This is a genomic window from Actinomycetospora sp. 2LY8.5 (genome assembly GCF_057180585.1).
Genome location: NZ_JBXUHE010000027.1, coordinates 79,329 through 99,412, shown reverse-complemented (window position 1 = coordinate 99,412; position 20,084 = coordinate 79,329). Strand labels below are relative to the sequence as shown.

Here is a 20,084-nt window from a genome sequence, read left to right as displayed (position 1 = left end):
TGATATGCCTGGCCCGCCGCCGCACCGACGTCATCTACGCCATGCTCCGCGACCACCAGCCCTACCGCGCCCCAGCGCGAGCACCCGAGCCCCTCGCGGCTTGACAACCCCATAGAGACACCCCCCGCGAACGCCACGCGGCACAGCGCCTCGTAGGCCGTCGCGAATCCGCAGGCCACGCACGCCCCGTCGAGGAACGTGCGGCTGTCGGGCAGCAGGACGAGGTCGCGCTCCTCGGCCACCCCAGGTCGGCGTGCCCACGATGACGTCCTGGTAGGCCTCGGGGCCCTCGCCGAAGTGCTCGCGGTAGATCGCCCGCAGGTCGCTGCCGCAGATCGTCGACGCACGCATCTCCACACGACCTGGGGTCACTCACCCCATCCCGGTCGCCGCCCGTTCCGCCGCCCACCGGCGCAGCTCGGCGGCCTTGATCTTCGTGCCGTTCGTGCCCGACGTCGTCGGCATCGCGTCCACGACGTGCACCGCCGCCGGCACCTTGAAGCCCGCGAGCGTCTCACGGCACCACGCCACCAGATCCTCTCCCGACGGCGCCCGTCCCGCCGCGCCGACCACGAAACCGACCGCGGTCGTGGCCCCGTCCGCGCCGGTCACACCGACGACCTTCGCCGTGTCGACGTCGGGGTGCGCGGCCAGCCGCAGCTCGATCTCGGCCGGGTCGACGAGGAAGCCGCGCAGGCGCAGGGCGTCGCCGCGCCGGCAGACGTAGACGAACACGCCCTCGTCGACGAGCACACCGAGATCGCCGGAGCGGAACCAACCGTCGGCGGTCCAGACGTCCGGGGCTCGATCGTCAGGGGCGCCCAGGTAGGCGTCGACGACGTTGGGCCCGCGGAAGTGCAGCTCGCCCTCGCGTCCGGGCTCGAGAACGGCCTCGGTGTCGGGGTCAACGACGCGCACGGCGATGTCGGGGTGCACGACGCGCCCGCCGCTGGCCCAGCGTGCGGGCGCCGGCTCGTCGGCGGGCCAGGCGGCGGTGAGCGCGAAGACCTCCGACGAGCCGTACACCCCGCTCACCTGCGTCCCGGCCTCGTCCCGCAGCCACGCCGCCAGCTCGTGGCTGCGGCCCTGGAAGTCGGCGACGCCCCACCAGCGCCAGCTCGAGAGATCCCGCGGGCGCACCGACCAGGCGTCGTGCAGGCGCAGCACCAGGTCGTCGCCGGAGCCGAGGTGGGTGACGCGGTGCGCCGCGATGTGGTCGAGCACGCGGTCGGCGTCGAAGGTCGGCTCGAACAGCACCGCCGCGCCGGCGGCGAGCCCGGCCATCACCGCGTTGTAGCCGAACACGCCGGACATCGGCAGCGCGCCCAGCACCACGTCGCCCTCGCCGATCCCGAGGACCGCGGCGTCGGCCACCGCATGGGCCAGCACAGCGGAGCCGCTGTGCGCGGCGAGCTTCGGCAGCCCGGTCGAGCCGGAGGTCGTGAACGCGACGGCCAGGGCGCCCGGGTCGGACGGCCCCGGCTCGGGGCCGTCGTCGCGCGTCGGGGTCCAGGCACCGACCCCGACGTCGGACGCGGCGGGGTCGGGCGTCGCCTCGCCGGGGCCCGTGACGACGGCGACCTCGGGGGTGACGCCGGAGTGCGCCGCCGCCGCGCGCAGGCGCTCGAGCAGGTCGAGCCCGTGGAAGCCCGGGGCCAGCGCGACCAGCCGCGGGCGCGCGCGGCCGAGCACGTGCCCGGACTCCTCGATCCCGTAGCGGGTGTTGACGCCGACGACATGCGCGCCGCGGGCGGCGACCGCGAACTGCCAGACCAGCGCGTCGCTCCAGTTCGGCATCCACACCGCGACGGCGTCGCCGGCGGAGATCCCGTGCCCGCGCAGCTCCTCGGCCAGCGCGCGGACCCGGCGCCACAACTCGCCGCGGGTGACGGGGAGGGTGGCGCCGTCGGGGGTCGTGTCGAGCACGACCGTGGCGCCGGGGTCGCGGCGGGCCAGGCGGCCGAGCAGGTCGGGGAGGTCGACCGGCATCGCCCCCGGCGGCGGGAAGGCGCTGACGGCGTGCGGGATGGTCACGAGGCCTCCCGCACCGTCGTCAGCTCGGTGAGCCAGCCGCCGCGGACGGCGTCGACGTCCGCGATCTCCTCCATCGGGTCGTGCCCGATGCCCTCGAGGACCGTGCAGCGGGTCCCCGGGATGCGCGCCGCCGCTGCCCGCACCCGGTCGACGTCGAGCCACAGGTCGTCGTCGCCGACCACCAGGTGGGCGGGGCAGGTGACCCGGGGCAGGGCGTCGCGCCGGTCGTGGGTCACCCAGCCCAGCAGGTCGGAGGTGGACACGGCCGGATCCTCCCCTCGGTGCATGGTCGCGATGAGCTCGGCGCGCTCGCACGGGACGGCGCGGCCGACGACCACCAGTGTGCCGAGGTCGGTGCGGTCGGTGCGGCTCGGCGCGGCGACGTCGCAGAGCTCGCGGCGCAGGCCCGACACCGACGGGCGCCCGCCGGTGTGGGCGTCGGCGGCCATGGCGACGACGGAGCTCAGCGTGTCCGACGCCCGCACCGCGACATCGAGGGCGATCTCACCGCCGATCGAGCAGCCGACGACAGCCGGGCGTACGAGCCCGAGCCGCTCGATCAGCGCGAGGCACCAGGCGGCGTACTCGCCGAGGTCGGTGACGGGTCCGCCGGGGACGGGCTCGGAGCGGACCGTGACCGGGCAGGTCGAGGACCACGGCGCGGGTACCCGCGGACGGCGAGCGCCGGGGCGACGTGGCGCCACTGGACACCGCTCTGGCCCGCGGTGTTCAGGCAGAGCACGGGCGGGGCGTCGTCGGCACCGCACCGTGCTGCTCGACGACGGCGAGGGTGCCGCCCACGGACAGGCAGTCGGCGCCATCAGGCGATCTCCCGGGCGGCGTCGGCGAGGCGGTGGAGCGCGGAGGTCAGCCGCAGGTACTCGTAGCCGTCGCCGGTGACGGTGAAGCGCCCGGCCATCGCCAGGCGCGTGAACGGGTTGTCGGGGCCTCGACCAGTGTCGCTGTACATCATCGGCACCGCCGCGCCGACCTTCCTCGCCGTGATCACCCGCGCGGGGCCACGGCGATGCAGCGAGTCCCCGCACACGACGAAGGGCCGCACCCCCGTGGGGGTGCGGCCCTTCAGGTGCCGGGGAGGGCTGGACTCAGAAGTCCATGCCGCCCATGCCGCCGGTCGGGTCGGCAGCAGCGCCGCCGCCCTTCTCCGGCTTGTCCGCGACCACGGCCTCCGTGGTCAGGAACAGCGCGGCGATCGACGCGGCGTTCTGCAGCGCCGAGCGGGTGACCTTGGCGGGGTCGATGATGCCCGCGGCGATCAGGTCCTTGTACTCGCCGGTGGCGGCGTCGAGGCCCTCACCGGTGTTGAGCCCGCGGACCTTCTCGGCCACGACGCCGGGCTCGTGGCCGGCGTTGTGGGCGATCTGCTTCAGCGGCGCCTCGAGCGCGGTGCGCACGATGTTGGCGCCGGTGGCCTCGTCCCCGTCGAGCCCGAGGCCCGAGAAGACGTCGCCGGTCGAGGCCTGCAGGAGCGCGACGCCGCCGCCGGCGACGATGCCCTCCTCGACCGCGGCCTTGGCGTTGCGGACCGCGTCCTCGATGCGGTGCTTGCGCTCCTTCAGCTCGACCTCGGTCGCGGCACCGGCGCGGATGACCGCGACGCCGCCGGCGAGCTTGGCGAGACGCTCCTGGAGCTTCTCGCGGTCGTAGTCGGAGTCGCTGCGCTCGATCTCGGAGCGGATCTGCTGGACGCGGCCCTGGATCTGGTCCGCGGAGCCGGCGCCGTCGACGATCGTGGTCTCGTCCTTGGAGACGGTGACCTTGCGGGCCCGGCCCAGCAGGCTCAGGTCGGCCGTCTCGAGCTTGAGGCCGACCTCCTCCGAGATGACCTCGCCGCCGGTGAGGATGGCCATGTCGGCCAGCATCGCCTTGCGGCGGTCACCGAAGCCGGGGGCCTTGACGGCGACCGACTTGAAGGTGCCGCGGATCTTGTTGACGACCAGGGTCGCCAGGGCCTCGCCCTCGACGTCCTCGGAGATGATCGCCAGCGGCTTGCCGGACTGCATGACCTTCTCCAGCAGCGGGAGCAGGTCCTTCACCGAGGAGATCTTGGAGGACATGAGGAGGATGTACGGGTCATCCAGCTCCGCCTCCATCCGGTCCTGGTCGGTGACGAAGTAGGGCGAGATGTAGCCCTTGTCGAAGCGCATGCCCTCGGTGAGCTCGAGCTCGAGCCCGAAGGTCTGCGACTCCTCGACGGTGATGACGCCTTCCTTGCCGACCTTGTCCATCGCCTCGGCGATGAGCTCGCCGATCTGGGCGTCGCCGGCGGAGATCGACGCGGTGGCGGCGATCTGCTCCTTGGTCTCGACCTCCTTGGCCGACTTCAGGAGCTGCTGCGAGACAGCCTCGGTGGCCTTCTCGATGCCCTTCTTGAGCGACATCGGGTTGGCACCGGCGGCCACGTTGCGCAGACCCTCGCGGACGAGGGCCTGGGCGAGCACGGTCGCGGTGGTCGTGCCGTCACCGGCGACGTCGTCGGTCTTCTTCGCGACCTCCTTGACGAGCTCGGCGCCGATCTTCTCCCAGGCGTCCTCGAGCTCGATCTCCTTCGCGATCGAAACGCCGTCGTTGGTGATCGTGGGGGCGCCCCACTTCTTCTCCAGGACGACGTTGCGGCCGCGGGGGCCGAGGGTCACCTTGACGGCGTCCGCGAGGCTGTTCATGCCCCGCTCGAGGCCGCGGCGGGCCTCCTCGTCGAACGCGATCATCTTGGCCATGCGGGTGGTCCTCCGATGAGAGACACGTGAGCTCGGCCAGGCGCGGTGCCCGCGACGGACGACCGGCATCCAGACCGCCAGTCTCACCGTCCCGACCTGGCACTCGACGATACCGAGTGCCAACGCCATGTTGGCACTCGGGTCGGGCGAGTGCAACCGAGCCCCCCCACCGGTGTCGTGCCCGGCGTGACGCTCAGACGAGCAGCAGTACGAGCAGCACGACGACCGCGAGGACGACGACGGCGCCCACGACCAGGACCAGCGGCTTCGGTCGGTCCGACGCCGCGCGGACGAAGGACCCGTCACGGTCGGGGGGCATCGGGTCGCGCAACCGCATCGGCGGCGCCACCGAGGAGCGCGTGAGCGGTCCGGGCGGCGGGCTCCCGGGGGGAGGGCCGGGCGGGCCCTGCGCCGCGAACGGGCCCGACGGCGGGCCGGGTGGCCGTCCGGGCCGACCGCCGCGGGGCGGGGTCGGCGGCGCGGTTGGGGGCGGGCCGGGTCGTCCCGCGGGCGGGCCGGACGGCCCGCGCGGCGGCTGGAGGCCGTTCGGCGACGCCGGCGCGGACGGCGCCGGGGTCGCCGGGGTCGCCGGGGTCGCCGGCTCCTCGGCCGGGGTGGTCGGCGGGGCGTCCGCCACGGGGTCGGCGGGCGTGGCTGCGGACGGGGCGTCCGGCGTCGCGTCGGGCACGGCCGCCGGCCTCACCGCCTCGGCCGGCGCCACCGGCGCGGCGGAGGCCACGGGTGCGACGGGACCGACCGGGGCGGCGGGAGGCACGGGCGGCACCGGACGTCCGCGCGGCGGGACGCCGTGGGGCGGCCGGACTGCCGGCCGACGAGCGGGCGGCGGGCCGACCAGCGGCACCGGGCCGGGCCCGGTCAGCGCGCCCCGCGCCGCTTCGACGACGGCGCTGGCGGTCTCGTGGCGCCGGGGTCGGTCGGGGTCCATGCCGCGCCGCACGACGTCGTCGATGCGCGGGTCGAGGCCCACGAGGTCGGCGATCGAGGGCACGTCGCCCGCGAGGTGGCCGTCGATGACCTCGGTCACCGACCCGAGGTAGGGCGCGCGCCCGGTGAGGCAGGTGAACAGCACGCAGGTCAGCGAGTAGACGTCGGTGCGGGCGTCGACGGGCTCGCCACGCAGGTGCTCCGGGGCGGCGTAGGTCGGGGAGCCGAGGAAGTCACCGCCCGAGGTCCGGTGGCCGGTGGCCCCGCGGCGGGTGAGGCCGAAGTCGGCGAGGTAGACGTGCTCGCCGGCGGACTCGCGCGTCGTCACCAGCACGTTCGCGGGCTTGAGGTCGAGGTGCACGAGGCCGCGCGCGTGCACGGCGTCGAGGGCGTCGGCGACCTGACCGAGCAGGCGCAGCGTCCGCGAGACCGTCAGCGGGCGGTTGTCGATGACGCTCGCGAGGTCCGGGCCCTCGACGTGGCGCATCGCGATGTAGAGGTGGCCGTCGGTCTCGTCGAAGTCGTACAGCGGGACGACGTGGGAGTGGTCGACGGCGGAGGTGTTGCGGGCCTCGTCGACGAAGCGCTCGCGGAACTCGCGGTCGGCGGCCAGGGCCTCGTCGATGACCTTGAGCGCGACGCGGCGCCCGAGCCGGGTGTCGGTCGCCCGGTAGAGCACGCTCATGCCGCCGCGGCCGATGACGCCGTCCACGCGGAAGTGACCGAGCCGCTGCCCGGTCAGGTCCCGCGCACTCCGGTCCGCCACGCCGAAACCCTAACGCCGCGACCCCGCCGTTCCGGGCAGAACGACGCGCCCCGGTCGGCAGGCCCGCGACCCGGGCGGGACGATGCCGTGGTGACGGGACACGAGGAGACGGAGCGCGGGGGAACTCGACCGTCGGACGGGCACGGCGCCGGGCACGGCGCCGGGCACGGCCATGACCACGGCGACCCCACGGCGATGCGACCGGTCGCCGAGCACGTCGCCACCGTCGCCGCGCTGCTCGGACCGACGGCGACCGAGACCGTGCCGCTCGCCCGGGCGCACGAACGGATCCTCGCCCAGGACCTCGTCGCGTCGCACCCGCTGCCGCCGTTCGCCAACTCGGCGATGGACGGCTACGCCGTGCGCGGGGCAGACCTCGCCACGACACCGGTGGAGCTGCCGGTCGCCGCCGACGTCCCGGCCGGCCGCACCGACGGCCCGGCGCTGGCGCCCGGTACCGCGCACCGGATCATGACCGGCGCCGCGATGCCCGAGGGCGCCGACGCCGTGGTGCAGGTCGAGTGGACCGACGGCGGTACCGAGCAGGTGCGCGTCGACCGCCCGGTCGCCGCAGGCCAGAACGTCCGCGGCGCGGGCGAGGACGTCACGGTCGGCCAGGTCGTGCTGAGCGCCGGGACGGTCCTCGGCCCGGCGCAGATCGGGCTCGCGGCCGCGATCGGCGCCGGCACGCTGCGGGTGCGCCGCCGGCCCCGGGTGCTCGTCCTGTCCACGGGCTCGGAGCTCGTCGCGCCGGGCGAGCCGCTGCGCCACGGCCAGATCCACGAGTCCAACGGCCCCATGCTCGCGGCCGCGGTCGACGACGCGGGCGGGCGCGGCGAGCTGCTGCGCTTCGTGCCCGACGACGTCGAACAGTTCACCCGCACCCTCGACGAGGCCCTCGCCGCGCGCGCCGACGACCCCGTCGACCTGGTCCTCACCTCGGGCGGGGTGAGTGCCGGCGCGTACGAGGTCGTCAAGGACGCGTTCTCCCGGACGCGCAGCGCTCCAGGGAGCACCCCGAGGGGGGAGCCGGGCCATCGAGGCGGCCGGGGCGTCACGTTCTCGAAGGTGGCGATGCAGCCGGGCATGCCGCAGGGCGCGGGGCACCACAGCGGCCCGCTCGGCGAGGTCGCGGTGGTGACGCTGCCCGGCAACCCGGTGAGCTCGCTGGTCTCGTTCGAGGTGTTCGTCCGGCCCGTCCTGCGCCGGGCGATGGGGCACCCGCAGCCCGACCGCGCACGGGTCCGGGCGCGGCTCGCCGAGGCACTGGACTCCCCGGCGGGGCGCCAACAGTTCCGGCGGGGCCGGATCGACGCGGTCGCGGGCACCGTCGCACCCGTCGGCGCGGCCGGCTCGCACCTGCTCGCCGCGCTGGCCCGCGCCGACTGCCTGTTCGTGGTGGACGCGCAGGTCACGCGCGTGGAGGCCGGCGAGGACGTCGAGGTCTGGCTCCTGGACGGGTGATCCTCCAGGGACTCGATGGAGCCCCTCGAGTCCCGGTCGAGCGTCCCGTCGAGCAATCCCGTTGGACCGTTGGGGCGACTCGGACTTCCGCAGTCGCGCGACATCGGGCACCATGAGTGACAGGTGTCATGGACTCGCATCCACGTGTGTCCAGACATCGTCCGGGTGGGCCCGACACAGGACCAACCGCTTGTCGCTGGGGAGCGGACGAGCGGTTCCCGGCCGGGGTCGCCGTCTCGGGGGATGGCGGCCCCGGCCCCATCCCGGCCTTCCCACCTCGTCTCCCACCTCATCTCCCACCTCGTCCGCGACACGGCCCGGCCGATAGGTTTCTCCTCGCGCGTCGTCGAGGAGAGGGTTCCGTACCGACATGGTCATGTCCGACCAGTCCCCCGCCCAGCACGCCGACCGCCCGGAGACACCCGCGGGGCCCGGCGGCACGGTGCGCCACGCACTCACCCTCGTGCGCGACACGATCCCGCCGCTGCATCCCGGCGGCGCGCCCGTCATCGGGGCGGTCGCCGCCGCCGCGTTCGGCGTCCGGGCCCTGCGCGGTCGCGGCACGTTCGGCGCGCTGGCCGTCACGGCGGGGGTCGCCGCGTTCTTCCGGTCGCCGCACCGCACGACGCCGCGCCGCGCCGGGATCGCGGTGGCGCCCGCCGACGGCACCGTCAGCCTCGTCGACACCGCCGAACCGCCCGAGGACCTCGTCGCCCGCGGCCTGCCGCCCGGCCCGCGCCCGCGGGTCAGCGTCTTCCTCTCGGTCTACGACGTGCACGTGCAGCGCGTGCCGGTCGACGGGCAGGTCCAGGCCGTCGAGCACCGCCCCGGCAGCTACCTGTCCGCCGACCTCCCCGCCGCCAGCGACACCAACGCGCGCACGGCGATGTGGGTGCACGGCACCGACGGGCACGACCTCGCGGTCCTCCAGATCGCCGGGCTGGTCGCGCGCCGCATCATCTGCGACGCCGCGCCCGGCGACGAGGTCCGCGCCGGTGACGTCTACGGCCTGATCCGCTTCGGCTCGCGGGTCGACCTGCTCCTCCCCGCGGGCAGCACCGTGCGCGTCGAGCCCGGGCAGCGGGCGGTGGGCGGCGAGACGGTGCTCGCCGATCTGCCCGACACCGGTGGCGGGACACGTAGCGCAGCGCAGCCGGACCCGAGTAGAAGGTCCCGATGACTCCCGAGACCGCGGCGGGGCGCGGCGGCGGGCGTGGCGTACGGCTGCTCCCGAACGCCGTCACCGTCCTGGCGCTGTGCTCCGGGCTGTCCGGGGTGCAGTTCATGCTCGCGGACAACCGCGTCGCCGCCCTGGCCTGCATCGCTCTCGCCGCTGTCTTCGACGCGCTCGACGGCCGCCTGGCCCGCCTGCTCGACGCGACCAGCCGCATGGGCGCGGAGCTGGACTCCCTGTCCGACTGCGTGTCCTTCGGCGTCTCCCCCGCGCTGATCCTGTTCCTCTGGACGCTCGACGACATCCGCATCGGCTGGGTCGTGGCGCTGGTGCTCGTGGTGTCCGCCGCGCTGCGCCTCGCCCGGTTCAACACGCTCTCCGACGACGAGGAGGCGCCGCCCTACGCCGGCGAGTTCTTCGTCGGCGTCCCCTCCCCGGCCGGCGCGCTGGTGGCGCTGGCCCCGCTCGCGCTCGAGATCCAGCTCGGCCCGGGGTTCTGGTCGCTGCCCGCGGTGGTCGCGGTGTGGACGCTGATGGTCGGAACCCTGATGATCAGTCGCGTTCCGACCGCCTCGCTCAAGAGCGTCCGGGTGCCGCCGACACTCGTGGCGCCGCTGCTGGTCGCGGTCGCGTTCGCCGCGACCGCCCTGGTGACGTTCCCGTTCGTCGTCTACGCGGTGGCCGTGGCGGTCTACCTGGTGCACATCCCGTGGGCGGTCAGCCGCTACCGCTGGCTGGGCCGCCACCCCGAGGTGTGGCACGTGCCCCCGCGCCAGCGCCGGGCCGTGCGCCGCGCCCACCGCCGGCTCGGCCTCGCGCCGCCGCGCCGCAACCTGCGCCGCCGTGTGGCGGGCGCCGCGGCACGGGCCGGCACCGCCGCCCGCAACATCGGGCGCGACCGGGACCGGCGTGGCGGCCCGCCGACGGCGCCCCTGCCGCCCGGACCGCCCGAGCGGCCGGATCGCCCGGCCGACCGCAACGGCACCGGCGACGGGGTGCGCGACCGCAGGCCCCGGCCCCGCGGCTCCCGCCGGCTCGGCCTGCGCCGGCACCGGGAGGACCGCCCGTGAGCGCCCCGGCCGGCGTCGACCTCCTCGCCCGCCTGGGCACCTCCGCCGGCGACGCACGCCGCGGCGTCGTCCGCCTGCACCCCGAGGTGATCACCGCGCTGGGCCTCGAGGCCTGGGACGCGGTGCGTGTGACGGGCGTGCGCGCCACGGCCGCCCTCGTCGCCCCGGCGGCCGCCCCCGCCGCGCCGGGGACCGCGGTGCTGGACGAGACGACCATGGTCAACGCGGGCGTCGTCGACGGGTCGACCGTCGGTGTGGCCGCCGCGCCCGTGGCCGTCGCGCGGCACGTCGAGGTCGCGGGCTCCCGCCTCGCCACCGCGTCGCTGCCGCCCGAGACGCTGCGCCTGGCCCTGACCGGCAAGGTCCTGCTCTCCGGCGACACGCTCTCGCTGCTGCCCCAGGATCTCAGCCCGGTCCCCGGCGCCGACGCGGCCGGCGCGCGCCGGGGCCTCGCCGCCGCACTCGGCGGCACCTGGACCACCGAGCTCGTCACGGTCACCGCCGCCGAGCCGCCGAGCGGCGCCGACCCCGCCTCCGCGCTGGTCGTGGCGCCGACGACGGTCGTGCGCTGGCGCAACGGGGCGAGCACGGGGGCGCCGGCGGTGACACCGGCGGCCGTCGGGCCTCGCCCGGTCGCGGCGCCGGTCGCCGGCCCCGAGCCCGCCGCCGTCGCCCCGGAGCCCGCCGTCGCCGTCGCCGAGGAGCCCACCGTCGCCGTCGCCGACCTCGTCGGGCAGGCCGAGCCCGCGCGGCGGCTCGGCGAGTGGTTCGACCTGGTCTTCCGACGCCCCGAGCTGCTCGAACGCCTCGGCGCCGCGCCGCGGCTCGGGGTGCTCGTCAGCGGGCCCGAGGGCGTCGGCAAGACGACGTTGGTGCGGGCGGTGGCGGCCGACGTCGAAGCACGGGTGGTATGCCTGTCCGCGCCCGACGTCGCCGCGATCGAGGCCGGCGCGGCCGCCGCCCGGGTGCGGGAGGCCGTCGACGACACGACGGCGAGCGCTCCGACGGTGCTGCTCGTGACCGACGCCGAGGTGCTGCTGCCCGCGGCCGACCCGCCCCCGCTGTCCACGCTCGTGCTCGAGGCGCTGCGGCGGGCCGCGGGGACACCGGGCACGGCGCTGGTCGTGACGTCGTCGCGCGCCGAGGCGCTGGACCCGCGGCTACGGGGCGCCGACCTCGTCGACCGCGAGCTCACCCTGCCCGCCCCCGGCGACCGCGACCGCGCCGAACTCCTGCGGGTGCTGCTGCGCGGGGTGCCGCTGGCGAAGGACGTCGACCTGGCGTCGGTCGGCGCCCGGACCCCGGGGTTCGTCGCCGGCGACCTCGTCGCGCTGCGTCGGGAGGCGGCGGTGCGGGCGGCGCTGCGGGTGGGTCCCGAGGACGGCGCCCCGACCCTGACCACCGACGACCTCCTGGGCGCCGTGTCCTCGGTGCGACCGGCGTCGCTGTCGTCGGGGTCGCAGACGCTGTCGTCGGGCGGGCTGACCCTCGATCGCGTCGGCGACATGGTCGAGACCAAGCAGGCGCTCACCGAGACGATCCTCTGGCCGCTGCGCTACCCCGACTCGTTCGCGCGGCTCGGGGTGTCGCCGCCGCGGGGGGTGCTGCTCTACGGCCCGCCGGGGTGCGGCAAGACGTTCCTCGTGCGGGCGCTCGCGGGCACCGGCTCGCTGAACGTGTTCGTGGTCAAGGGCGCCGAGGTGCTCGACAAGTTCGTGGGCGAGTCCGAGCGCGCCGTGCGCACGCTCTTCCGCCGGGCCGCGGCGGCCGCGCCGGCGTTGGTGTTCCTCGACGAGATCGACGCGCTCGCCCCGCGTCGCGGCGGCTCCACCGACGCCGGCGTCTCCGACCGGGTCGTCGCCGCCCTGCTCACCGAGCTCGACGGCGCCGAGCCGCTGCGCGACGTCGTCGTCCTCGGCGCCACCAACCGTCCCGAGCTCATCGACCCGGCGCTCCTGCGGCCCGGGCGCCTCGAGCGCCGCGTCTACGTGCCGCCGCCGGACGCCGCCGCGCGCGCGGACATCCTGCGCGCCTCGGCCCGCGACACCCCACTCGCCGACGACGTCGACCTCGACGCGCTCGCCGAGGACCTCGACCGCTACTCCGCCGCCGACTGCGCCGCCCTCGTCCGCGAGGCGGCGCTGACGGCGATGCGCACGTCTCTGGAGTCGACGGAGGTGTCGGCGAGCGACCTGACGACAGCCCGCGAGGCCGTCAAGCCGTCGCTCGACCCCCGCCAGCTCGCGGAGCTCGAGGCCTATGCCGGGGAGAACTAGCCGGCCAGAACTACCCCCGGCTCTGGCCCCAGTTGTTCGTCGCGATCACGATGACCCCCGGTGAGGCGTTCGCGATGCCGTCGAACCGGGGCATCGAGCGCAGTCCGAACTCGCCGGCGATGGCGTCCGCGGCGCCCTGCTCGCCGGTGCCCGGGCGGTAGTAGACGGTGCTCTCGGGGATGACGCCGCTCGGGTAGTTGCCGACCTCGACGACGTTCCAGCCCTCGGCGCGCATCTCGCCGGCCGCGCGGTCGGCGAGGCCCTGGATGGTCGAGTTGTTGAAGACCCGCACCGCGACCGCGGAGTCCACACCGCCGCCGCCCCCGGCGGCGCCGCCACCGGACCCGCTGGAGCCACCGGAGCCGGCCGCCGGGGCAGCGCCGCCACCGGCGCCGCCACCGGGCACGATCGGCGCGCCCACCACGGGCCCGCCGCCGGCACCGCCGGGCGCCGGCGCACCACCGGCGCCGCCAGGCGGAACGGCGCCACCGGGCGGCACGGGCCCGCCGGGCGGCACGGGTCCGCCGGGCAGGCCCTGACCCGGCACGCCGGCCTGGTTCGGCGCCGGTGCCGGAGCGGGCGCCGGAGCAGGGGAACCGTTGCCGGTCGCCCCGGGGAGCGGTGCCGATGGGCTCGCGGGCGCGGCCGTGGGGCTCGACGGCCCCTCGCCCCCGAGAGCGAGCAGGCCGACCACCGCGGCGACACCCGCGATCGCGAGCAGGACGATGCCCGCGATGCGCATGCGCGAGGCGTCGGCGGACCCGGGCCCAGTCATCTCCTGCTCCCCACCGCGGACCGTCGTCCGCTTCCTGCTCGTTCGGCGGAATGCCGCGTCAGGGAGTCAGGAGACCATCAACGAGGCTCGACGCCGAGGCGACGCGCCGCACGAGCCCGCTGCCGGCTCTGTCTCAGGCGCCTCAGGCGTTTCACGAGCATGGGGTCGGCCGCGAGGGCCTCCGGCCGGTCGACCAGGGCGTTGAGCACCTGGTAGTAGCGGGTGGCGGACATGTCGAAGAGCTCGCGGATCGCCTGCTCCTTGGCCCCCGCGTACTTCCACCACTGGCGCTCGAACGCGAGAATCTCGCGGTCGCGACGGTCGAGCCCGTCCGACGGCTCGTCCTGCGGGGGATGTACCCGAACCGCGTCCGCCACGCTTCTCGCCTCCTGCCCACCACGGCGTCCCGCTGGCCTCGAATGACACGCCTGTCATTCGGGCTCCTCCATTCAATCACGGCGCCCCGACAGCGCGGGGCTCCACGCGTGGGAAGGCGCCGAGCGGCGGGCACTACGGTGCCCGCCGTGACCGTCAGGCCCGTCGTGATCGTCGGCGACCCGGTGCTGCACCGGCCGACCCGCCCCGTGACCCCCGAGGAGCTCGGCGGGGGCGCGCTGCGCACCCTCGTGGACGACCTCTACGAGACGATGGACGCCGCCAACGGGGTCGGTCTGGCCGCGAACCAGATCGGCGACGACCGGCGCGTCTTCGTCTTCGACTGCCCCGACCCCGAGCGGGGCGGGGAGCGCCGCCGCGGCGTCGTCGTCAACCCCGTCCTCACCGCCGACGCGCCCCCGGAGACGATGCCCGACCCCGACGAGGACGAGGAGGGCTGCCTGTCGGTGCCGGGCGAGTCCTTCCCGACGGGCCGGGCCGAGTGGGCCGAGGTGCGCGGGGTCGACGTCGACGGCGCCGAGGTCGTCGTCACGGGCACCGGCTACCTCGCCCGCTGCCTGCAGCACGAGACCGACCACCTCGACGGCTACCTCTACCTCGACCGCCTCGTCGGCCGGCACCGCCGCGCCGCCAAGCGCGCCGTCCGCGACCACGGCTGGGGCCGCCCGGGGAACTCGTGGATGCCCGGGGTCGACCCGGACCCGTTCGGGCACTGAGGCGCCCGGGGGGTTCCGCAGCGAACGTGGCGTTCGCTGCTTCTAAGCGCTCGAACTCCCCGTTGATCACTCGCCGCAGTCCGCTCACAGCGGACACGCCGACCGGAACGCGTGCAACGGTGTAAGCACGAGAGGTATGGACGAGCTCGACGCCTACTCCCGCACCGTGAGCACGGTGGCGGCCGCCGTGGGTCCGTCGGTCGCCGCGGTGCGCGCCGGGCGGGGCAGCGGGTCGGCGGTGGTCGTCGACGACGGGTTCCTGGTCACCAACGCCCACGTCGTCGCCGGCAGCCGCGACGGCACCGTGGCCTACGCCGACGGCACCGAGGGGCGGGTCGCGGTGCGCGGCACCGACCCGCTCTCCGACCTCGCCGTCCTGACGACCCGCGACCCCACCCCGCCCCCGCTGCCCCTGGGCGACGCCGCCGAACTGGTGGTCGGCCAGCTCGTCGTGGCCGTCGGCAACCCGCTGGGGCTGGCCGGATCGGTCACCGCCGGCGTCGTCAGCGGTCTGGGCCGCGCCCTGCCCGTGCGCAGCGGCCGGGCGAGCCGGGTGGTCGAGGACGTCATCCAGACCGACGCCGCGCTGAACCCCGGCAACTCCGGCGGCGCGCTCGCCGACGCGTCCGGGCGCGTGGTCGGCATCAACACCGCGGTCGCCGGGGTCGGGCTGGGCCTCGCGGTGCCGGTGACGGCGACGACGCGGCGCATCCTCGACACCCTGCGCGCCGAGGGCCGGGTCCGGCGCGGCTACCTGGGCCTCGTCGGCGCCCCGGCACCTCTCCCAGCGGACATCGCCGCGCGGCTCGGGCGCCCGCGCGGACTGCGGGTGGCCGAGGTCGTGCCCGGCAGCCCCGCCGCCCGCGCCGGGCTGCACGCCGGCGACCTCGTCGTCTCCGCCGACCGCGAGCCGGTCAGCGACGCACAGGGGCTGCAGCGCCGCCTGTTCGCGCCGTCGATCGGGCGCTCGATGCCGGTCACGGTGCTGCGGGGCGAGGCCATGGTCGACGTCATCGCGGTGCCCGCCGAGCTCACCGAGGCCTCTTGACCGTGCCGTCGGGGCACGCGGTTCGATGTCGATCTCGACAGATCGGACATCCGGAGGACCTCATGACGGCCCTGACCCTGCTCGACGACCGCGGCGGGCTCCCCGGCCTCGCCTACAGCATCGACTTCCGACCGACCGCCGCCGTGGCCACGCTCCTGCTCGACCCGGACCGCCCGGTGCGCGCCGAGGCGGGGGCGATGCTCGCCATGAGCAAGGAGATCGAGCTGGACGCCGGCTTCGAGGGCGGCCTGTGGAAGGCGGTCAAGCGCTCGGCGGGCGGCCGGTCGGCGGCGGTGTCGACCTTCACCGCCCGCCACGGCCGGGGCCGCCTGCTGCTCGCGCCGCCCGGACCAGGCGACCTCGTGGCCGCGGCCCTGAACGGCAACTCCTACGACGTCGCCGGGCACGCCTACCTCGCCGCCTCCGACCAGGTCACGGTGGAGACCGAGTGGGGCGGCGCGAAGGCGTTCTTCGCGTCGGACAACGCCCTGGTCGTGCGGACCAGCGGCGACGGCATCGTCTTCCTGAGCGCTTTCGGCGCGATGCTGCCCCAGGAGCTGGCACCGGGCGAGACCCTGGTCGTCGACACCGGGCACCTCATCGCCTGGGACTCCGGGATGCCGTACCAGATCCGCAAGGCCGCGAAGAGCGCCTGGAAGTCGATGACCTCGGGCGAGGGGTTCGTCGCCGAGTTCACCGGACCCGGGAACCTGCTCCTACAGACGCGGAACCTCTCGGCGCTCGCGGACGCGCTGAAGCCGCACCTGCCCACCAACGGGTGACGCCGCCGAGGTCCGGAGGAACGACCGACGCTCGGCCGGGCGCGCGCCCGGCTCGCGCGCGTGCTCCGGCACGGCGAGGAGGCCGTCGCGGCGCACCTGGCGTGGGCGCTGAGCGTCGTGGGGGACAGCGGACCGCGGCGCGACCGGGTCCGCCGCCGACAGCGAGTTGCTGCCCCTCGACGCGCGCGGATAACGTCGCGCGCACAACAGCACACCGCGGGAGCTCGCCGGAAGCGGGCTGAGAGGGCGGCTGGTCCCAGCACGGGACACGCGCCGCCGACCGCCGAACCTGACCGGGTAATGCCGGCGTAGGGAGGAGATCGCGTTGAGTCGCGCGCCCAGCACCGTCACCACCGGCCCGATCGACGGGTCGTCGAAGGCACACCTGCCCGGCGCCGACGGCGTCGACGTGCCCGTCCGCCGTATCGGACTGACGAACGGCAGCACGCTCGACGTGTACGACACCTCGGGTCCGTACACCGAGGACGATCCCGCGATCGACCTCCGGGCCGGCCTGCCCGGCCGCCGCCGAGCCTGGATCACCGACCGCACGCAGCTCGAGCGTGCCCGGACCGGCGAGGTCACCCCCGAGATGCGCTTCGTCGCCGTGCGCGAGGGCGTCGACGCCGAGACGGTCCGCGCCGAGGTCGCGGCCGGCCGTGCCGTCATCCCCGCCAACCACCGGCACCCCGAGACCGAGCCGATGATCATCGGGAAGCGGTTCGCGGTGAAGATCAACGCCAACATCGGCAACTCCGCGGTCACCAGCGGCATCGCCGACGAGGTCGAGAAGATGGTGTGGGCGACCCGCTGGGGCGCCGACACCGTCATGGACCTCTCGACCGGCGCCGACATCCACGAGACGCGGGAGTGGATCCTGCGCAACTCCCCGGTGCCGATCGGCACGGTGCCGATCTACCAGGCGCTGGAGAAGGTGGGGGATCCCGCGAAGCTCACCTGGGAGATCTACCGCGACACGGTGATCGAGCAGTGCGAGCAGGGTGTCGACTACATGACCGTCCATGCCGGCGTCCTGCTGCGCTACGTGCCGCTGGCGGCGCAGCGGGTCACCGGCATCGTCAGCCGCGGCGGGTCGATCATGGCCGCGTGGTGCCTGGCGCACCACCGGGAGTCGTTCCTCTACGAGCACTTCTCCGAGCTCTGCGCCATCCTGCGCCGCTACGACGTCACGTTCTCGCTCGGCGACGGCCTGCGGCCGGGATCGGTCGCCGACGCGAACGACGAGGCACAGCTCGCCGAGCTGCGCACGCTCGGCGAGCTGACGCACGTCGCCCGCGAGGCCGGCGTGCAGGTGATGATCGAGGGCCCCGGGCACGTCCCGATGGACAAGATCGCCGAGAACGTGCGCCTCGAGGAGGAGTGGTGCGGCGAGGCGCCGTTCTACACGCTCGGGCCGCTGGCCACCGACATCGCGCCGGGCTACGACCACATCACCTCGGCGATCGGCGCCGCGACCATCGCGCAGGCCGGCACCGCGATGCTGTGCTACGTCACGCCCAAGGAGCATCTCGGGCTGCCCGACCGCGACGACGTGAAGACGGGCGTCATCACCTACAAGATCGCCGCACACGCGGCCGACCTGGCCAAGGGCCGTCCGGGTGCGCGGGCCCGGGACGACGCGCTGAGCACGGCCCGCTTCGAGTTCCGCTGGCACGACCAGTTCCGGCTGGCCCTCGACCCGGACACCGCGCGCTCGTTCCACGACGAGACGCTGCCCGCCGAGCCGGCGAAGACCGCACACTTCTGCTCCATGTGCGGCCCGAAGTTCTGCTCGATGCGGATCAGCCACGACGTGCGCGCCTACGCCGAGGAGCACGGGCTCACCTCGCAGGAGGCGATCGACGCCGGGATGGCGGAGAAGTCCCGGGAGTTCGCCGACCACGGCCACCGCGTCTACCTGCCGGTGGCGGAGTCGTGACGGCGACGCCCCCCGTCGCCCTCGCGATCGCCGGCACCGACTCCGGCGGCGGCGCCGGGCTCACCGCCGACATCCGTGCCTTCACCGCCTGCGGGGTGCACGGGGCGGTCGCCGTCGCCGCGGTGACCGTGCAGAACTCCGTCGGCGTCGCGGGCTTCCACGCGATCCCGCCGGACGTCGTCGCCGACCAGATCCGCACGGTGGCCGGGGACATGGGCGTCGACGCCGCCAAGACCGGCATGCTCGCCTCGACCGCGATCATCGAGGCGGTCGTCGCGGCCGGTGACGAGGTCGGGCTCGGGACGCGCGTGCCGTTCGTCGTCGACCCCGTGGCGGCGTCGATGCACGGGCACGCGCTGCTGGCCCCCGATGCCCTGGACGCCGTGCGCACGCTGTTGATCCCGCGCGCCACCCTCGTGACGCCGAACCTCGACGAGGTGCGGCTGCTCGTCGGGGTCGAGGTCGTCGACGACGAGACCGCGCGCGAGGCGGCCCGCGCGCTGCTCGCCCTCGGGGCGGAGGCGACGCTGGTCAAGGGCGGGCACCTGGCGGGGTCGGCGGACGTGGTCGACCTCCTCGTGACCGCCGACGGCGCCGAGCACCGCTTCACGTCGCCGCGGCGGGGGACCGAGCACACCCACGGAGGCGGCGACTCGCTCGCCTCGTCGATCACGGCCGGCCTCGCGCGCGGGATGGAGCTGGTCGACGCGGTCGCGCTGGGCAAGGCGTACATCACCCGCGCCGTCGAGGACGCCTACCCGCTCGGCGCCGGCCACGGCCCGGTCTCGTCGCTGTGGTCGGTCGCGGCCTGGGAACCCAGGTGAGCACTTTCCGGGCGTATGGGCCCGGAAAGTACGCACAACCCGGGGCGCGATGATGTCGCGATGGCCGAGACCCCGCCGCGCGCGCTGACGATCGCCGGTTCCGACTCGGGCGGCGCCGCCGGGCTCGAGGCCGACCTGCGGGCGATGACCGCGTGCGGCGTGCACGGGTGCGTCGCGGTCACGGCGGTCACCGTGCAGAACTCGCTCGGCGTCTCCGGGGTGCACCTCGTGCCCGCGGACACCGTCGCGGCGCAGGTCCGGGCCGTCGTCACCGACATCGGGGTGGGCGCGGCAAAGACCGGGATGCTCGCCTCGCGGGAGATCATCGACGCGGTCGCCGACGTCGTCGACGAGGTCGGCATCGGGCACGACGAACACTCCGTGCCGTTCGTCGTCGACCCCGTCGCCGCCTCCATGGCCGGTGAGCAGCTGCTCGCCGACGACGCGATGGAGGCGATCCGCACGCGGCTGTTCCCCCGCGCGGCGCTCGCGACGCCGAACCTCGACGAGGTGCGCCTGCTCGCCGGCATCACCGTCACCGACGCCGACTCCGCCCGCGAGGCCGCGAAGGCCCTCCACGCGATGGGACCGCGGTACGTGCTGGTCAAGGGCGGGCACCTGCGCAGGTCGCCCGAGGTGATCGACCTGCTCTTCGACGGCGAGCAGACCTGGGAGTTCTCCGGCCCGCGGATCGACACCCCGCACGTCCACGGCGCCGGCGACGCCCTGGCCAGCGCCACGTGCGCCGCGCTGGCCCGGGGCGCCGCGATGCCCGACGCCGTCGCGGCCGCCGAGCGCTACATCCGCCGCGCGGTCGCCGAGTCCTACCCCCTCGGCGGCGGCGTCGGCCCGGTCTCGCCGCTGTGGGCGATCGACGACGCCCTCCGCGAGCGGGGCTGACCTCGACGGCGTCGCGGTACCGAAGCCGGCTTCTCCGCCCGCCGCTGGCGCCACCGCGTGACCGGCGGCAGGACGCCGGCACCGGCGTGGCGGCGCGGCGCCGGTCTCTCGGTGTCGGGCGGGGCGTTGGTCACGCCGGGCTCCCGGGGATCACGCGCTGCTCGTCGGATGCCCACCGGGTGGGCCTCATCCCTAGTCGTCGACGTGCTGCGCGCCTACCGCCTGACCACTCGTCGG

The 20,084-nt window shown here is 75.4% G+C and carries 17 protein-coding genes and 1 pseudogene; 10 read left to right on the top strand and 8 right to left on the bottom strand.

Annotated elements, in window-relative coordinates; genetic code table 11:
• From AC2A1K_RS24425 to AC2A1K_RS24400, 6 genes and pseudogenes are all read right to left on the bottom strand, one after another.
• Positions 1–242: pseudogene (locus AC2A1K_RS24425) on the bottom strand (hypothetical protein); the annotation flags it as partial.
• 130 nt (positions 243–372) lie between these two features.
• A complete protein-coding gene (locus tag AC2A1K_RS24420) occupies positions 373–2,034 on the bottom strand; it encodes an AMP-binding protein (RefSeq protein ID WP_483898932.1) in 1,662 nt (553 codons plus the stop codon).
• Positions 2,031–2,738 carry an alpha/beta fold hydrolase gene (locus AC2A1K_RS24415; RefSeq protein ID WP_483898931.1) on the bottom strand — a complete coding sequence of 236 codons (708 nt, stop codon included), beginning with the start codon at positions 2,736–2,738 and terminating at the stop codon, positions 2,031–2,033. Before AC2A1K_RS24415 ends, AC2A1K_RS24420 begins: the two co-directional genes overlap by 4 nt.
• Positions 2,739–2,854: 116 nt before the next feature.
• Positions 2,855–3,097 carry a hypothetical protein gene (locus tag AC2A1K_RS24410; protein ID WP_483898930.1) on the bottom strand — a complete coding sequence of 81 codons (243 nt, stop codon included), beginning with the start codon at positions 3,095–3,097 and terminating at the stop codon, positions 2,855–2,857.
• 43 nt (positions 3,098–3,140) lie between these two features.
• A complete protein-coding gene (gene groL, locus AC2A1K_RS24405) occupies positions 3,141–4,772 on the bottom strand; it encodes a chaperonin GroEL (RefSeq protein WP_483898929.1) in 1,632 nt (543 codons plus the stop codon).
• 193 nt (positions 4,773–4,965) lie between these two features.
• Complete coding sequence (locus AC2A1K_RS24400) at positions 4,966–6,483, bottom strand: serine/threonine-protein kinase (RefSeq protein ID WP_483898928.1); 1,518 nt, start codon at positions 6,481–6,483, stop codon at positions 4,966–4,968.
• 195 nt (positions 6,484–6,678) lie between these two features.
• Here AC2A1K_RS24400 and moeA point away from each other — a divergent pair, with 195 nt between their 5' ends.
• The 4 genes from moeA (at position 6,679) to AC2A1K_RS24380 (ending at position 12,467) form a co-directional block, all read left to right on the top strand.
• Positions 6,679–7,947, top strand: a complete 1,269-nt coding sequence (gene moeA, locus AC2A1K_RS24395; protein ID WP_483898935.1) for a molybdopterin molybdotransferase MoeA — start codon at positions 6,679–6,681, stop codon at positions 7,945–7,947.
• A gap of 376 nt (positions 7,948–8,323) precedes the next feature.
• Positions 8,324–9,127, top strand: coding sequence for a phosphatidylserine decarboxylase (locus tag AC2A1K_RS24390; RefSeq protein ID WP_483898927.1), 804 nt, complete (start codon positions 8,324–8,326; stop codon positions 9,125–9,127).
• Complete coding sequence (locus tag AC2A1K_RS24385) at positions 9,124–10,191, top strand: CDP-alcohol phosphatidyltransferase family protein (protein ID WP_483898926.1); 1,068 nt, start codon at positions 9,124–9,126, stop codon at positions 10,189–10,191. Before AC2A1K_RS24390 ends, AC2A1K_RS24385 begins: the two co-directional genes overlap by 4 nt.
• Complete coding sequence (locus tag AC2A1K_RS24380; protein ID WP_483898925.1) at positions 10,188–12,467, top strand: AAA family ATPase; 2,280 nt, start codon at positions 10,188–10,190, stop codon at positions 12,465–12,467. Before AC2A1K_RS24385 ends, AC2A1K_RS24380 begins: the two co-directional genes overlap by 4 nt.
• A 10-nt stretch (positions 12,468–12,477) precedes the next feature.
• Here AC2A1K_RS24380 and AC2A1K_RS24375 read toward each other — a convergent pair whose 3' ends face one another.
• The gene (locus AC2A1K_RS24375) at positions 12,478–13,242 is read right to left on the bottom strand and encodes a LytR C-terminal domain-containing protein (RefSeq protein WP_483898924.1); all 765 of its coding nucleotides are present in this window, start codon (positions 13,240–13,242) and stop codon (positions 12,478–12,480) included.
• Positions 13,243–13,319: 77 nt separating this feature from the next.
• Positions 13,320–13,619, bottom strand: a complete 300-nt coding sequence (gene napA / locus AC2A1K_RS24370; RefSeq protein ID WP_116707140.1) for a nucleoid-associated protein NapA — start codon at positions 13,617–13,619, stop codon at positions 13,320–13,322.
• A gap of 147 nt (positions 13,620–13,766) precedes the next feature.
• Between napA and AC2A1K_RS24365 the strand changes: the two genes are divergently transcribed.
• From AC2A1K_RS24365 to thiD (AC2A1K_RS24340), 6 genes are all read left to right on the top strand, one after another.
• Positions 13,767–14,354 carry a peptide deformylase gene (locus AC2A1K_RS24365; protein WP_483898923.1) on the top strand — a complete coding sequence of 196 codons (588 nt, stop codon included), beginning with the start codon at positions 13,767–13,769 and terminating at the stop codon, positions 14,352–14,354.
• Between the two features lie 136 nt (positions 14,355–14,490).
• Positions 14,491–15,402, top strand: a complete 912-nt coding sequence (locus AC2A1K_RS24360; protein ID WP_483898922.1) for a S1C family serine protease — start codon at positions 14,491–14,493, stop codon at positions 15,400–15,402.
• A gap of 62 nt (positions 15,403–15,464) precedes the next feature.
• Positions 15,465–16,184: a TIGR00266 family protein gene (locus AC2A1K_RS24355; protein WP_483898921.1), complete on the top strand. Its 720-nt coding sequence runs from the start codon at positions 15,465–15,467 to the stop codon at positions 16,182–16,184.
• A 325-nt stretch (positions 16,185–16,509) separates the two neighbouring features.
• Positions 16,510–18,123, top strand: coding sequence for a phosphomethylpyrimidine synthase ThiC (thiC, locus tag AC2A1K_RS24350; RefSeq protein ID WP_483898920.1), 1,614 nt, complete (start codon positions 16,510–16,512; stop codon positions 18,121–18,123).
• Positions 18,120–18,947, top strand: a complete 828-nt coding sequence (gene thiD, locus AC2A1K_RS24345; RefSeq protein WP_483898919.1) for a bifunctional hydroxymethylpyrimidine kinase/phosphomethylpyrimidine kinase — start codon at positions 18,120–18,122, stop codon at positions 18,945–18,947. Before thiC ends, thiD (AC2A1K_RS24345) begins: the two co-directional genes overlap by 4 nt.
• A 60-nt stretch (positions 18,948–19,007) precedes the next feature.
• Positions 19,008–19,847 carry a bifunctional hydroxymethylpyrimidine kinase/phosphomethylpyrimidine kinase gene (gene thiD, locus AC2A1K_RS24340; protein ID WP_483898918.1) on the top strand — a complete coding sequence of 280 codons (840 nt, stop codon included), beginning with the start codon at positions 19,008–19,010 and terminating at the stop codon, positions 19,845–19,847.
• Positions 19,848–20,084 lie beyond the last annotated feature (237 nt).

Excerpts from the sequence above, each read along its gene's own strand:
- AC2A1K_RS24375 (WP_483898924.1), bottom strand. The coding sequence starts at position 13,242 with ATGACTGGGCCCGGGTCCGCCGACGCCTCGCGCATGCGCATCGCGGGC.
- moeA (WP_483898935.1), top strand. The coding sequence starts at position 6,679 with ATGCGACCGGTCGCCGAGCACGTCGCCACCGTCGCCGCGCTGCTCGGA.
- thiD (WP_483898918.1), top strand. The coding sequence starts at position 19,008 with ATGGCCGAGACCCCGCCGCGCGCGCTGACGATCGCCGGTTCCGACTCG.
- AC2A1K_RS24355 (WP_483898921.1), top strand. The coding sequence starts at position 15,465 with ATGACGGCCCTGACCCTGCTCGACGACCGCGGCGGGCTCCCCGGCCTC.
- AC2A1K_RS24360 (WP_483898922.1), top strand. The coding sequence starts at position 14,491 with ATGGACGAGCTCGACGCCTACTCCCGCACCGTGAGCACGGTGGCGGCC.
- AC2A1K_RS24390 (WP_483898927.1), top strand. The coding sequence starts at position 8,324 with ATGTCCGACCAGTCCCCCGCCCAGCACGCCGACCGCCCGGAGACACCC.
- groL (WP_483898929.1), bottom strand. The coding sequence starts at position 4,772 with ATGGCCAAGATGATCGCGTTCGACGAGGAGGCCCGCCGCGGCCTCGAG.
- AC2A1K_RS24385 (WP_483898926.1), top strand. The coding sequence starts at position 9,124 with ATGACTCCCGAGACCGCGGCGGGGCGCGGCGGCGGGCGTGGCGTACGG.